At 73.1% G+C, this 12803-nt stretch carries 13 protein-coding genes; 8 read left to right on the top strand and 5 right to left on the bottom strand.

Translation table 11 applies throughout. The annotated features are described in order from the left end of the window. The first annotated feature begins 70 nt into the window (after nucleotides 1-70). Nucleotides 71-1195 carry a winged helix DNA-binding domain-containing protein gene (locus ACF053_RS04620; protein WP_391952453.1) on the top strand — a complete coding sequence of 375 codons (1125 nt, stop codon included), beginning with the start codon at nucleotides 71-73 and terminating at the stop codon, nucleotides 1193-1195. A gap of 186 nt (nucleotides 1196-1381) precedes the next feature. Continuing rightward, a complete protein-coding gene (locus ACF053_RS04615) occupies nucleotides 1382-3061 on the top strand; it encodes an AMP-binding protein (RefSeq protein ID WP_391952452.1) in 1680 nt (559 codons plus the stop codon). Between the two features lie 179 nt (nucleotides 3062-3240). Here ACF053_RS04615 and ACF053_RS04610 read toward each other — a convergent pair whose 3' ends face one another. Further along, complete coding sequence (locus ACF053_RS04610) at nucleotides 3241-3762, bottom strand: GNAT family N-acetyltransferase (protein WP_391952451.1); 522 nt, start codon at nucleotides 3760-3762, stop codon at nucleotides 3241-3243. Nucleotide 3763: 1 nt separating this feature from the next. Then, entirely contained in the window at nucleotides 3764-4576 is an 813-nt protein-coding gene (locus tag ACF053_RS04605; protein WP_391952450.1) for a hypothetical protein, read from the bottom strand. 317 nt (nucleotides 4577-4893) lie between these two features. On the opposite strand from ACF053_RS04605, the gene gcl reads away from it, so the two are divergent. Beyond that, on the top strand, nucleotides 4894-6678 hold the full coding sequence (gene gcl, locus ACF053_RS04600; RefSeq protein WP_391952449.1) for a glyoxylate carboligase: 1785 nt from the start codon (nucleotides 4894-4896) through the stop codon (nucleotides 6676-6678). A 98-nt stretch (nucleotides 6679-6776) separates the two neighbouring features. Then, on the top strand, nucleotides 6777-6947 hold the full coding sequence (locus ACF053_RS04595) for a hypothetical protein (RefSeq protein WP_391952448.1): 171 nt from the start codon (nucleotides 6777-6779) through the stop codon (nucleotides 6945-6947). 585 nt (nucleotides 6948-7532) lie between these two features. Here the strand turns inward: ACF053_RS04595 and ACF053_RS04590 are convergent. The 3 genes from ACF053_RS04590 to ACF053_RS04580 all read right to left on the bottom strand — a co-directional run bounded on the left by ACF053_RS04590 (nucleotide 7533) and on the right by ACF053_RS04580 (nucleotide 11003). Further along, nucleotides 7533-8996, bottom strand: a complete 1464-nt coding sequence (locus ACF053_RS04590) for a catalase (RefSeq protein WP_391952447.1) — start codon at nucleotides 8994-8996, stop codon at nucleotides 7533-7535. A gap of 226 nt (nucleotides 8997-9222) precedes the next feature. Continuing rightward, a complete protein-coding gene (locus tag ACF053_RS04585; RefSeq protein ID WP_391952446.1) occupies nucleotides 9223-10113 on the bottom strand; it encodes a 2-hydroxy-3-oxopropionate reductase in 891 nt (296 codons plus the stop codon). A 32-nt stretch (nucleotides 10114-10145) separates the two neighbouring features. Next, on the bottom strand, nucleotides 10146-11003 hold the full coding sequence (locus tag ACF053_RS04580) for a TIM barrel protein (RefSeq protein WP_391952445.1): 858 nt from the start codon (nucleotides 11001-11003) through the stop codon (nucleotides 10146-10148). 128 nt (nucleotides 11004-11131) lie between these two features. Between ACF053_RS04580 and ACF053_RS04575 the strand changes: the two genes are divergently transcribed. The 4 genes from ACF053_RS04575 to uraH all read left to right on the top strand — a co-directional run bounded on the left by ACF053_RS04575 (nucleotide 11132) and on the right by uraH (nucleotide 12803). Next, nucleotides 11132-11386: a hypothetical protein gene (locus ACF053_RS04575; RefSeq protein WP_058940227.1), complete on the top strand. Its 255-nt coding sequence runs from the start codon at nucleotides 11132-11134 to the stop codon at nucleotides 11384-11386. Further along, on the top strand, nucleotides 11383-11760 hold the full coding sequence (locus ACF053_RS04570; RefSeq protein ID WP_058940226.1) for a helix-turn-helix domain-containing protein: 378 nt from the start codon (nucleotides 11383-11385) through the stop codon (nucleotides 11758-11760). The genes ACF053_RS04575 and ACF053_RS04570 overlap by 4 nt, the downstream gene beginning before the upstream one ends. Before the next feature lie 141 nt (nucleotides 11761-11901). After that, nucleotides 11902-12417, top strand: coding sequence for a 2-oxo-4-hydroxy-4-carboxy-5-ureidoimidazoline decarboxylase (gene uraD, locus ACF053_RS04565; protein ID WP_391952444.1), 516 nt, complete (start codon nucleotides 11902-11904; stop codon nucleotides 12415-12417). Further along, nucleotides 12414-12803 carry a hydroxyisourate hydrolase gene (gene uraH, locus ACF053_RS04560; RefSeq protein ID WP_391952443.1) on the top strand — a complete coding sequence of 130 codons (390 nt, stop codon included), beginning with the start codon at nucleotides 12414-12416 and terminating at the stop codon, nucleotides 12801-12803. The genes uraD and uraH overlap by 4 nt, the downstream gene beginning before the upstream one ends.

The raw sequence follows: 12803 nt of genomic DNA, 5'->3' as shown, positions 1-12803 counted from the left end.
TCGCCGGCATGGCCGTCGGATTGCCGCCTTGCGGACAGAAGGTGTCCGCGTCGCTCGGTAGCGTGCCGCCATGGCATCGACGACCCCGCCCGTCCTCTCCCTCCGGGCGCTCAACCGCGCCACGCTGGCACGTCAGCTCCTCCTACGGCGTACCCGCATGCCGGCGAAGGACGCCGTGCGCCACCTCGTCGGGCTCCAGGCGCAGAACACCAAGCCCCCGTACCACGCCCTCGCCGCCCGGCTCGACGGCTTCCGCCCCGAGGAGCTGTCCGGGCTGATGGAGCGGCGCGAGGTCGCCCGGGTCGTCACCATGCGGTCCACCCTCCACACCCACACCGCCGACGACGTCCTCGCCCTCGGCCCGTTCACGCGGCCCGTCGGCGACCGCGGGGTGCGGCAGTTCCGCAAGAGGCTCACCGGCGTGGACGTCGACGTCCTGACGGCCCTCGTCCGCGAGCTCGTCGAGGAGCGGCCCCGCACCCCGAAGGAGATCCGCGAGGTCCTGCTGGAACGCTGGCCCGACGCCGACCCCCTCGCCCTGACCGTCACCGCCCGCTGCTCGCTGCCGCTCGTCCAGGTCACCCCGCGCGGCCTGTGGGACCGCAGCGGCCAGGTCGAGCTGACCACGACGGACGTCTGGTTCGGGCCGCAGCGGGTTCGGGAGGCGCCGCCGGTGCGCCCGGAGGACGTCGTCCTGCGGTACCTCGCGGCCTTCGGGCCCGCCTCCGTAAAGGACATGCAGACGTGGTGCGGCCTCACCCGGCTGCAGGACGCGTTCGAGCGGCTGCGGCCCCGGCTGGTGACCTTCCGCGACCCGCGGGGCACCGAGCTGTTCGACCTCCCCGACGCGCCCCGCCCGGACCCGGACACGCCGGCCCCGCCCCGCTTCCTGCCCGAGTTCGACAACCTCCTGCTCTCCCACGCCGACCGTTCGCGCGTCGTACCGACCGAGTACCGGGACCGGACGTGGAAGGGCAACCAGGCGTACCGGACGTTCCTCGTCGATGGACTCGTCGCCGGGATCTGGGCGCTGGACGAGGGGCGCGACGGTGCCGTCACGGTGACCGTCCAGCCCTTCGCCCCGCTCACCGGCGCCCAGCGGGACGCGCTGACCGACGAGGCCGGGTACGTCCTCACCACGCTGGGCCGCGGCCCCTTCGACGTGCGGATCGGGACCTTCGCCGCCGACGCGTAGCCGGGGACCGGGGACCGGGGATGAGGGATCGGCGGTCCGGGGTGGGGGCGGGGAGTCGTCGGGTGGGTGTGGGGAGCGGTGCGGGCGGGGCGGTCGGTGCGCTTCCGGGGTGTCCGGGGGGTAGTGACACCGGGGGTGGCGCGTACACCATGGCGCCCACACCCCCCCGCGACGAGGAGGACGACGATGCCGGAGAGCGGCGCGACCGAGCAGTTCCGGGCGGCCCGGGACTTCCTGCTACGGCACCGGGAGGACTACGAGGCGGCCCGCGCCGGGTTCTCCTGGCCCCGGCCCGCCCGGTTCAACTGGGCCCTGGACTGGTTCGACGTCATCGCGGCCGACAACGACGCGACCGCCCTGCACATCGTCGAGGAGGACGGTACCGAGACGCGGCGCAGCTTCGCGGAGATGTCGGCCCGCTCCGCCCGCGTCGCCGACTGGCTGCGCGACGCGCACGGCGTGGCGGCCGGCGACCGGATCGTCGTCATGCTCGCCAACCAGGTCGAGCTGTGGGAGACGGCGCTCGCCGCGATGAAGCTGCGCGCGGTGGTCATCCCCGCCACCCCGCTGCTCGGCCCCGCCGACCTCCGGGACCGCGTCGAGCGGGGCAGGGCCCGGCACGTGGTCGTCCGCGCGGCGGACACCGGCAAGTTCGACGACGTGCCCGGGGAGTACACGCGCATCGCCGTCGGGGGCGCCGGTGGGGGGTGGGCGGCGTTCGAGGACGCCTACGCCGCGGACGACGCCTTCGTCCCCGACGGGCCCACCGACGCCTCCGACACCCTGATGCTCTACTTCACTTCCGGCACCACCGCCCGCCCGAAGCTCGTCGAGCACACCCACACCTCCTACCCCGTCGGTCACCTGGCGACGATGTACTGGATCGGACTGCGGCCCGGCGACGTCCACCTCAACATCTCCTCGCCCGGCTGGGCCAAGCACGCCTGGTCCAACCTCTTCGCCCCCTGGAACGCCGAGGCCACGGTCTTCGTCCACAACTACACGCGGTTCGACCCGGCCCGCCTCATGGCGGAGATGGACCGCCACGGCGTCACCAGCTTCTGCGCCCCGCCCACGGTGTGGCGGATGCTCATCCAGGCCGACCTGACCGCCCTGCGCACCCCGCCCCGCGAGGTCGTCGCGGCCGGCGAGCCGCTCAACCCCGAGGTGATCGCCGCCGTACGGCGTGCCTGGGGCGTCAGCGTCCGTGACGGATTCGGGCAGACCGAGACGGCCGTCCAGATCTCCAACAGCCCCGGCCAGCCCCTGAAGCCCGGTTCCATGGGCCGCCCGAGCCCCGGTTTCCGCGTCGAACTCCTCGACCCGGTGACGGGCGAGCCGGGCGCCGACGAGGGCGAGATCGCCCTGGACCTGTCCGCCCGCCCCGCCGGGCTCATGACGGGGTACCACGGCGACCCCGAACGCACCGCGCAGGCCATGCGCGGCGGCTTCTACCGGACGGGCGACATCGCCGCCCGCGACGCCGACGGATACCTCACGTACGTGGGGCGGGCCGACGACGTCTTCAAGGCCAGTGACTACAAGATCAGCCCGTTCGAGCTGGAGAGCGCCCTGCTGGAGCACGAGGCGGTCGCGGAGGCCGCCGTGGTGCCCGCGCCGGACCCGGTCCGGCTCGCCGTCCCCAAGGCGTACGTCGTACTCGCCGACGGCTGGGAGCCCGGCCCGGAGACGGCCAAGGCGCTGTTCGCGCACGCGCGCGCCGTCCTCGCCCCGTACCAGCGCATCCGCCGGATCGAGTTCGCCGAACTGCCGAAGACCGTGTCCGGCAAGATCCGCCGCATCGAGCTGCGGGAGCGCACCGCGGCCGGTTCCACCGCCGAGTACCGCGAGGAGGACCACCGGTAGGGGGCGTCAGGGGGACGGGGGTCGGGGGTTGGGATGGGGTGCGGTGGCGGCCCACCCCGGGTGGTGGGTGCGGCGGGGCCGGGCGGGCTCACCTCCTCGGGGTCGGCGGGCCCGGGTCCCGGCCGGGGCGCCCGCCCTTCTCCGCCGACCCCTGCGGGGGCGAACCCGCCCGGCCGCGCCTACCGTCCCGGGGCGCGTGGCAGGTCGCGCCGCATGCAGACGCGGGGCCACCGGTCCAGGCCGTGTGCGGCCTCGGCGTGGCGGATGTCGCGCAGGCCGTGCGTCAGCTCCGCCGCCGCCAGGACGCGGAAGCCGATGCGGGCGTAGTACGGGGCGTTCCACGGCACGTCCCGGAACGTCGTGAGCGTCAGCGCCGGGGCCCCGTGGGCGGCCGCGCCCACTGCCAACTCCTCGATGAGGGCGCGCCCCAGGCCCCTGCGGGCGGCGTCCGGGTGGACGCTCACCTGCTCCACGTGGGCGGCGCCGTCCACGTCGTCCCACAGCAGGTACGCCAGGGCGGGGCCGCCCTCCTCGGCGACCAGGGCCCGGCCGGCCGCCCGGTACTCCTCCAGGGTGGCGAGCGGCGGCGGGTCGTCGTCGGCGACGGCGTCCATGCCGAGCGCGCGGAACGGTTCGCCGGCGGCGCGTTCGACGTCCCGGAGGCGCGGCAGGTCGGTGCGTCGGGCGGGACGGATCCGCACGTCACGCCCCCCGCGCGAGCAGGTCGTCGGCCGGGGAGTTGACCGGCTGCGGCGTGCCCGTGAGGTCCATGACGAACAGGGGCAGCCCCACGCCGTCGGCGCGGGCGCGGGCCTTGTCCTCGTACCCGGCGAGGGAGAAGCACACGGCCACCGCCGCCGCCGCGAGCCCCTCCAGCCACAGGCACTCCACGGCGCGCAGGGCGACGGGCCGGGTCGTCGGGTCGACCTGCGCGACCAGACCGGGGCCCCGCAGTTCGATGCCGGACGACACGGCCGCGCGACGCTCCTCGGGCTGGACGACCTCCCGGAAGCCGAGCCACCGCAGGTACAGCGCGGCCGTGGTGACCGCGTCCCGGGCGGTGCGGATGGTGACCGGGTGGAAGGCGGGGCGGGCGACGGGCGGGGGAGGGGGCGGTACGGGGGCGGTGTGGACCGTGGAGACGCCCGTGGTGGACGCGGTCGCCTCGGGGGGTCCGGACGGATCCTGGCCGGGGGGCTGCCCCGAGGCGCCGCCAGTGGTGTCCGGGGCGGTCGCAGGGCCCGGCGCGGCCGCCCCGGCTCCGGTCGTGTGATCACCGGCCGTGTCCCGTCTCGCCGTACCCGAGCCCGGGGGGTCGAAGCGCACGGGGCCGCCGATTCTGCTCGGACCCGTCGTGGTGACCGGCCGTACCGGAACCCGCAGGACCGCTCCGCAGGGGCAGCCGAGCTCCGGCTGCGGCCACTGGCCAAGCCGGTGGCAGGCGCCGCAGCGGACGGTGACCCACTCGTCCGTCCAGGTGCGGTGCGTGATGGGCTCGGCGGGGGCGCCGCGCATCACGGGAGGGGCCACCGGCGCGCCGCACGCGCACGGGTAGACGGGCGCTGTGTACGCGTGTGCGCGGCGGCAGGCCGGGCAGCGCACCGGCACGTTCTCTCCCACGGCGATCGGCCCCCTTCTTCGCGTCCCCCATGGTCCACCACGCGCGCGTGCTTGGGGAGGCATTCGGCCATCCCTTGACGGGTTCCGGGGCCCCGGCCTACATTGCTTCCGTATAACAGAAACAGTATTCCGCATTACGGAAGTCGAGAACGGATCGACGCTCTCAGGTGGCGCGACAGAGCCGGATCCGCCAGGCCGAAGCAGGAGCACCCATGCCTCGAATGACCGCCGCCCGAGCGGCAGTTGAGATCCTCAAGCGCGAAGGCGTCACCAACGCGTTCGGTGTGCCGGGCGCGGCGATCAACCCCTTCTACAAGGCCCTCCAGCAGGCCGGCGGGATCGACCACACCCTCGCCCGCCACGTCGAGGGCGCCTCGCACATGGCCGAGGGGTACACCCGCACCCACCCGGGGAACATCGGCGTCTGCATCGGGACGTCCGGCCCCGCCGGCACCGACATGATCACCGGCCTGTACTCGGCCATCGGTGATTCGATCCCGATCCTCTGCATCACCGGTCAGGCCCCCACCACCGTGATCCACAAGGAGGACTTCCAGGCCGTCGACATCGCGTCGATCGCCAAGCCGGTCACCAAGGCGGCCACCACCGTCCTGGAGGCCGCGCAGGTCCCCGGCGTCTTCCAGCAGGCGTTCCACCTGATGCGCTCCGGGCGCCCCGGGCCGGTCCTCATCGACCTGCCGATCGACGTCCAGCTCACCGAGATCGAGTTCGACCCCGACACGTACGAGCCGCTGCCGGTCTACAAGCCGGCGGCGACCCGCGCGCAGATCGAGAAGGCGCTCTCCCTCTTCCTGGAGTCGGAGCGCCCGGTCATCGTCGCGGGCGGCGGCATCATCAGCGCCGACGCGTCCGACCTGCTGGTCGAGTTCGCCGAGCTGACGAACACCCCGGTCATCCCGACCCTCATGGGCTGGGGCACCCTCCCCGACGACCACGGCCTGAACGCCGGCATGGTCGGCGTCCAGACCTCGCACCGCTACGGCAACGCGAACTTCCTGGAGTCGGACTTCGTCCTCGGCATCGGCAACCGCTGGGCCAACCGCCACACCGGCTACAAGCTCGACGTCTACACCCGGGGACGCACGTTCGTCCACGTCGACATCGAGCCCACCCAGATCGGCAAGATCTTCGCCCCGGACTACGGCATCGCCTCCGACGCCAAGGCGGCCCTGGAGCTCTTCGTCGAGGTCGCCAAGGAACTGAAGGCGGCCGGCAGGCTCCCCGACCGCTCCGCCTGGGTCGCCTCCACGCAGGAGCGCAAGGCGACCCTGCTGCGCCGCACGCACTTCGACGACGTGCCGCTGAAGCCGCAGCGCGTCTACGAGGAGATGAACCGGGCGTTCGGCCCCGAGACCCGGTACGTCACCACCATCGGCCTCTCCCAGATCGCCGGCGCGCAGATGCTGCACGTCTACAAGCCGCGCCACTGGATCAACTGCGGCCAGGCCGGACCGCTCGGCTGGACCATCCCCGCCGCGCTCGGCGTCGCCAAGGCCGACCCGGAGGCCCAGGTCGTCGCGCTCTCGGGCGACTACGACTTCCAGTTCATGATCGAGGAACTGGCCGTCGGCGCGCAGCACCGCATCCCGTACGTCCACGTCCTGGTCAACAACTCCTACCTGGGTCTGATCCGCCAGGCGCAGGCCGGCCTGGACATCAACTTCCAGGTGAACCTGGAGTTCGAGAACCTCAACTCCCCGGAGCTGGGCGTCTACGGCGTCGACCACGTCAAGGTCGTCGAGGGCCTCGGCTGCAAGGCGATCCGCGTCACCGAGCCGGACCAGCTGCTGCCGGCCTTCGAGGAGGCCAAGAAGCTGGCCGCCGAGTACCGGGTCCCGGTCGTCGTGGAGGCGATCCTGGAGCGGGTCACGAACATCTCCATGAGCCGCACCATGGACATCAGCGACATCACGGAGTGGGAGGAGCTCGCCACCGAGCCCGGCCACGCCCCGACGGCGGTCCGCCGGCTCGCCTGACGCCCGCCGCAGAGGCGCACGCGGCCCCCCTCCCGGGACACCGGGGCGGGGGCCGTTCGCCGTGCCATGGCCCGCGCGGACGGGGGTAGCCGTAGGGCATGGCCGAGATTGTGGACGCGGACGAACTGCTCCGGCGAGTGAGGGTCGCCCGGGACTGGGCCCGGGAGGAGGAGGAACAGGCGGCCGACGCGACGGCCGCGACGGCGTACCGCGCGGTGCGCGAGGTCCTGGACAGGCTGATCGACCCGAGCCGCCGGTCCGACCACTGACGTACCGCCCCGCCACCGGGGCACCGAGGGCACCCTCCAGGGCCCTCGGTCCCCCGGTGCGGCGCCTCCCGGCGGGTCTCCAGGCCCGTGCGGGCGGTGGGCCGTGGAGCGCGTGGCCCGACCGGTGCCGTGGGGGTGCCGGTGCGGCCCCGGGCCCGCGGGCGGCGGCGCGGCGGTCCTCGGGGGCGGGCCCGCGGCGCGACCGTCCCGGGCCCGGCACACGAAAGGGCGCCCCGCCGAGGGGGCGCCGGACACGACCGCGCGCCCCCCGCCGGAGCGGGGGGCGCGCAGGGTGGAGACCGTCCGACGGTGCGAGGCTGGCGCGACAGGACGTTCGCGCCGCCGGACGGCATCGGTGGGGGAGGTTCGTGGGACCGCGGCGGCGACCCCGGGTTCCGGGCGGCCTCCCTTCAGGTCAAGGAGGCGACCGGATCCGCTCACCACCGCACTGGTGTGTACACCGCCGCGGTCCTCACCTGTCCGAACCCGCGGCCACCCCTCATCCGGGCCACGGTCCGGACCGCGTACGGCGGCCGACCTCCCGTCAGCCTCCGTACGCCGTCATCGCGTCGACGAAGTCGGCGCTCAGTCCTCGCGCAGGGCGCGGACGGCCTCCTCCACGCGCCGGCCGTACTCCGGGTCGGCGGCGTGGAAGTGGGCGAGGTTCTTCTCGACGACGTCCTCGCGGGAGACCTGGGACAGGCCGCCGGCGATGTTCGCGACGAGGCGGGCCCGCTCGTCCTCCGACATCAGGCGGTACAGCTCGCCCGCCTGGAAGAAGTCGTCGTCCTTCACGTGCGCCGGGGCCGCGTGGGTGCCGGTGTACCCGGCGACCGCCAGCGGGGCGGAGAGCGCCGCGTCGGTCTGCGCGGGGCCGGCGTACGAGTTGGGCTCGTAGTTGCGGTCCTGGCGGGCGCCGTTGCGGGTCGACATCAGGCCGTCGCGGCCGTAGTTGTCGGCGCCGCCCGGCAGGGCCTTCGGCGAGTTGACCGGCAGCTGGGTGTGGTTCACGCCGAGGCGGTAGCGCTGGGCGTCCGCGTAGGCGAAGAGTCGGCCCTGGAGCATCTTGTCCGGGGACGGGCCGATGCCGGGCACGAAGTTGTTCGGCGAGAAGGCGGCCTGCTCGACCTCCGCGAAGACGTTGTCCGGGTTGCGGTCGAGGACGAGGCGGCCCACCCGCCGCAGCGGGTAGTCGGCGTGCGGCCACACCTTGGTCAGGTCGAACGGGTTGAAGCGGTACTCCGCGGCCTCGTGCGCCGGCATGATCTGCACGTACAGCGTCCAGGAGGGGTTCACGCCCCGCTCGATGGCCTGGAGCAGGTCGGTCTGGTGCGAGTTGGCGTCCTGGCCGACGACCTCGGCGGCCTGCTCGGACGACAGGCAGCGGATGCCCTGGTTCGTCTTGAAGTGGTACTTGACGAAGAAGGCCTCGCCCTGCGCGTTCGTCCACTGGTAGGTGTGCGAGCCGTAGCCGTTCATGTGGCGGTAGGAGGCGGGGATGCCGCGGTCGCCCATCAGCCACGTCACCTGGTGCGTCGCCTCGGGGGCGTGCGCCCAGAAGTCCCAGACGTTGTCCGGCTCCTGCTTGCCCGTGAACGGGTCGCGCTTCTGCGAGTGGATGAAGTCGGGGAACTTGATCGGGTCCTTGACGAAGAACACGGGGGTGTTGTTGCCGACGAGGTCGTAGTTGCCCTCCTCGGTGTAGAACTTCACCGCGAAGCCGCGCGGGTCGCGCACCGCGTCCGCGCCGCCGAGCGAGTCGGCGACGGTGGAGAAGCGGAGGAACAGCTCGGTGCGCCGGCCGACCTCGCCCAGGAAGTGCGCCCGGGTGAAGGCGGTGACGTCGTCGGTGACCTCGAAGTGGCCGTACGCGCCGGAACCGCGGGCGTGCACGACGCGCTCCGGGATGCGCTCCCGGTTGAAGCGGGCGAGCTTCTCGATCAGGTGCTGGTCCTGGATGAGGAGCGGGCCACCGACACCGGCGGTGGCGGAGTTCTGGTTGTCGGCGACCGGGGCGCCGGACTCGGTCGTAAGCACGCGCTTCGCCATTTTCGTCGGTTGACCTTCCGTGCGGTGCTGCTGGCGGGTGCTCAGGAGCGTAGGGACGCCCCGAGGAGAACGTCAACAGTTTGTTGAAAGCGGAGAAAGGGATTCCGGCCGGCGCCGGCGCCTGGGCGCGACAGGACAGGTGTCAGCGCCGGCGCCGACCGGAAGTCTGGCCCGACCCGGGCCGGTCAGGAGCGGGGATCCGGGTCGGGGGAAGGGGGGCTGCGGGTCAGACCCGGGCGCCGGAGAGGCGCTCGACGGCGCGCAGCAGGGCCGAGTGGTCCAGGCCGCCGTCGCCCTGGGCGCGCAGGGAGGCGACCAGCTGGGCGACCACGGCGCCGACCGGCAGGGCGGCGCCGACGTTGCGGGCCGCGTCGGTGACGATGCCCATGTCCTTGTGGTGCAGGTCGATGCGGAAGCCGGGGGCGAAGTCGCGGTCGAGGAAGTTGTCCTTCTTGCGGGTCAGCACCGTCGAGCCGGCGAGGCCGCCGTTGAGGACGTCCAGGGCGGCCCTCAGGTCGACGCCGGACTTCTCCAGGAAGACCACGGCCTCGGCGCACGCCTGGATGTTGACCGCGACGATCAGCTGGTTGGCGGCCTTCACCGTCTGCCCCGACCCGTGCGGGCCGCACAGGACGATGGTCTTGCCGAGCGCCTCCAGGACCGGCAGCGCCGCGTCGAAGTCGGCCTGCTCACCGCCCACCATGATGGAGAGCACGGCCTCGATGGCGCCGGCCTCGCCGCCGGACACGGGGGCGTCCAGGACGCGCACGCCCTTGTCGGCGGCGGCCTTGGCGAGGTCCACCGAGGTCTGCGGCGTGATCGACGACATGTCGATGAGCAGCGTGCCCTCGCGGACGTTCTCCAGGATGCCGTCGGGGCCGTAGGCGATGGCCTCGACCTGCGGTGACGCCGGGACCATCGTGATGACGACGTCGGCGTCGCGGACGGCCTCGGCGATCGACGCCGCGGCGGTGCCGCCGGCCTTGGCCAGCCGGTCCAGCTTCTCCCGCTCCAGCGTGTAGCCGGTGACCTGGTAGCCCGCCTTCAGCAGGTTCTCGGACATGGGGGAGCCCATGATGCCGAGTCCGATCCACGCGACCTTGGGGAGGGTGGTCATGAGGGTTCCTCTTTCCGTGCTCGTAACGGGGGTCAGTCGGCGGCGCGCAGCGGGCGGGGCAGCCAGTCGAAGGCGTCCGCGCCGGGGCGGTCGCCGGACTTGTACTCCAGGCCCACCCAGCCGTCGTAGCCGGCGCCGCGCAGCCGCGTCAGCAGGCCGGAGAGGTCGAGGTCGCCGGTGCCCGGAGCGCCGCGGCCCGGGTTGTCGGCGATCTGGACGTGACCGGTCTTCGCCGCGTACGCGTCGATCACCGCGTCGAGGTCCTCGCCGTTCATCGACAGGTGGTACAGGTCCAGCAGGAACTTCGCGTTGCCCAGGCCCGTCGCCTCGTTGATGCGGTCGACGACCTCGACCGCGGCCGGGGCGCTCACCAGCGGGTAGCGGGGTGACTCCGGCTTGTTGAGGGCCTCGACCAGCAGGGTCGCGCCGATCCGGTCGGCCGCGCGGGCCGCCAGGACCAGGTTCTCCAGGGCGAGCGCGTCCTGGGCGGCCGGGTCGACGCCGTCGACGCGGTTGCCGTACAGGGCGTTGAGCGCGGTGCAGCCGACCGAGGCGGCGAAGTCCGCGGCCACGTCGACGTTGGCGCGGAAGCGGTCCGACTCCTCACCCGGTACGGACAGGGCGCCGCGGTCCGGGCCGGGCAGCCGCCCGGCGTAGAAGTTCAGGCCGATCAGCCGGGTGCCGGCGTCGTCCAGCGCCTTCTTCAGCGCGTCGAGCTCGCCGCGCGGGGGCGTCGGGGTCTCGATCCAGGGCCACCAGAGCTCCACCGCGGTGAAGCCGGCCGCGGCGGCGGCCGCGGGGCGCTCCAGCAGCGGGAGCTCGGTGAAGAGGATGGACAGGTTCACATCGAAGCGCTGGGCCTTGCCTGCGTCTTCCGAGAAGCGGGCCATGAGGGCGGCGCTCCTTCCGTATTGCGGAAGTTGGTTTCTGCGTGATGGAAGAGTGCAAGTGGAACGCGGTCCTTGTCAAGGGGCACCCGCCAGGTGGACGCCGCCTTCCGCGGCGTTACCGTGAGCCCATGGAGCGATTGAGGGTCGAGTTCACGACCGAACCGTTCGACCTCGACGAGGCGCCCGCGCACGCGGTCGTGGCGCGCGAGGTCATCCAGGGCGCCCAGCTGGACGCCGTCGACGTGGGGCCGTTCGGCAACACCGCGGAGGGCCGCCCCGAGGCGGTGCTCGCCGCCGTGGACGCCCTGCTGCGCCGCTCCCTGGAGGCCGGGGCGACCCGGGTCTCGCTCCAGGTGAACGTCATCGGGAAGGGCGAGCGGTGACCGCGCCGGGCGACCACCCGCTGGTCACCGCCGTGAAGCCGCTCGTCGACGCCATGGGGGGCCGGGTGCTGGCGCCCGCGGAGGCGGGACCCGACGACGTCGTGCTCGCCTGGGAGGGCGAGGAGGTGATCGCCGTACGGCTGCCCCAGCTCGCCGACTCGCTGGAACACATCCTGGCCGCCCTGGAGCGGCGCCACGGGATGCCGCTGTCCGCGCTCGACCGCAAGGCCAAGCAGGAGGTGGTGCGCGGCCTGGAGGCGCGCGGCGCCTTCTCCGTGCGCCACGGCGTCGAGACGGTGGCCGGCGCGCTCGGCGTCAGCCGGTTCACCGTCTACAACTACCTGAACAGGGAGAACGGCACCAAGGGCAAGTAGAACACCAGCCGTCGTCCGGATGTCCGGGCGACGGCTTTCGTGTCACAGGATTTTCAACAAAGTGTTGACGCGGCGTCGCCGCAGGGCGTTAGCTATCCGCAGCCCGTCCGACGACAGCGAAAAACAGCCACGGAGGCTCCCGTGACTTCGAGTACCTCGACACCGGGCCTCTCCCGGTTCAACACCTCCCCGGACGGCGACGCCCTCGCCGCCCTGCACGAGGTGTGCGCCAGCTCGACGTGGGGGTCCAAGCTCCTCGCCCAGCGCCCCTACGCCACCGCCGAGGACCTCTTCCGAGCCAGCGACGCCGCCACGGCGGAGCTGACCGCCGAGGACCTGGCCGAGGCCATGGCGGGGCACCCCCCGATCGGCCGGCCCAAGCCCGGCGACCCCACCTCCGCCCGCGAGCAGCGCGGCATGGCCGGGGCCTCCGAGGAGCTCAGGGCCGAGATGCTCGAACTGAACCTGGCCTACCAGGAGAGGTTCGGCCACGTCTTCCTCATCTGCGCCACCGGCCGGACCGGCGAGCAGATGCGCGACGCCGTCCGCGAACGGATCGCGCACACGCCCGAGCGCGAACGGGAGATCGTCCGCGCCGAACTGGGCAAGATCAACAGGATCCGGCTCAACCGTCTGGTGGAGGAAGGCCCCGCATGAGTACCGACACGACCGCATCGGTGTCCACCCACATCCTGGACACCAGCGCCGGCCGCCCCGCCGAGGGCGTCGCCGTCTCCCTCGCGGCCCGCGCCGGCCGCGCCGCGGAGTGGGTGACGCTCGGCGGCTCCGCGACCGACGCGGACGGGCGGTGCAAGGACCTCCCGGCCCTGCCGGAAGGCACGACCCACGTACGCCTGGACTTCGAGACCGAGGCGTACTTCGCCCAGAAGCAAGCCGAGGCACAGCAGGACGCCCCCGCGACACGGGACAGCGGCGTGTTCTTCCCCGAGGTGGCGATCACCTTCGCCGTCGTACCGGGCGAGCACTACCACGTACCGCTGCTGCTCAACCCGTTCGGCTACTCCGTTTACCGAGGGAGCTAG

The sequence above is a fragment of the Streptomyces kanasensis genome (assembly GCF_043077165.1).
Taxonomy (GTDB): Bacteria; Actinomycetota; Actinomycetes; order Streptomycetales; family Streptomycetaceae; genus Streptomyces; species Streptomyces changanensis.
Note: the sequence above shows the minus strand (reverse complement) of the source record. Positions and strands in the feature narration are given on the sequence as shown.

What these genes read in the sequence shown, in the direction of transcription:
- ACF053_RS04595 (WP_391952448.1), top strand. Translation starts at nt 6,777, where the DNA reads ATGGCCGAGATTGTGGACGCGGACGAACTGCTCCGGCGAGTGAGGGTC.
- ACF053_RS04590 (WP_391952447.1), bottom strand. Translation starts at nt 8,996, where the DNA reads ATGGCGAAGCGCGTGCTTACGACCGAGTCCGGCGCCCCGGTCGCCGAC.
- ACF053_RS04580 (WP_391952445.1), bottom strand. Translation starts at nt 11,003, where the DNA reads ATGGCCCGCTTCTCGGAAGACGCAGGCAAGGCCCAGCGCTTCGATGTG.
- ACF053_RS04620 (WP_391952453.1), top strand. Translation starts at nt 71, where the DNA reads ATGGCATCGACGACCCCGCCCGTCCTCTCCCTCCGGGCGCTCAACCGC.
- ACF053_RS04605 (WP_391952450.1), bottom strand. Translation starts at nt 4,576, where the DNA reads ATGCGCGGCGCCCCCGCCGAGCCCATCACGCACCGCACCTGGACGGAC.
- ACF053_RS04615 (WP_391952452.1), top strand. Translation starts at nt 1,382, where the DNA reads ATGCCGGAGAGCGGCGCGACCGAGCAGTTCCGGGCGGCCCGGGACTTC.
- ACF053_RS04575 (WP_058940227.1), top strand. Translation starts at nt 11,132, where the DNA reads ATGGAGCGATTGAGGGTCGAGTTCACGACCGAACCGTTCGACCTCGAC.
- uraH (WP_391952443.1), top strand. Translation starts at nt 12,414, where the DNA reads ATGAGTACCGACACGACCGCATCGGTGTCCACCCACATCCTGGACACC.
- ACF053_RS04585 (WP_391952446.1), bottom strand. Translation starts at nt 10,113, where the DNA reads ATGACCACCCTCCCCAAGGTCGCGTGGATCGGACTCGGCATCATGGGC.
- gcl (WP_391952449.1), top strand. Translation starts at nt 4,894, where the DNA reads ATGCCTCGAATGACCGCCGCCCGAGCGGCAGTTGAGATCCTCAAGCGC.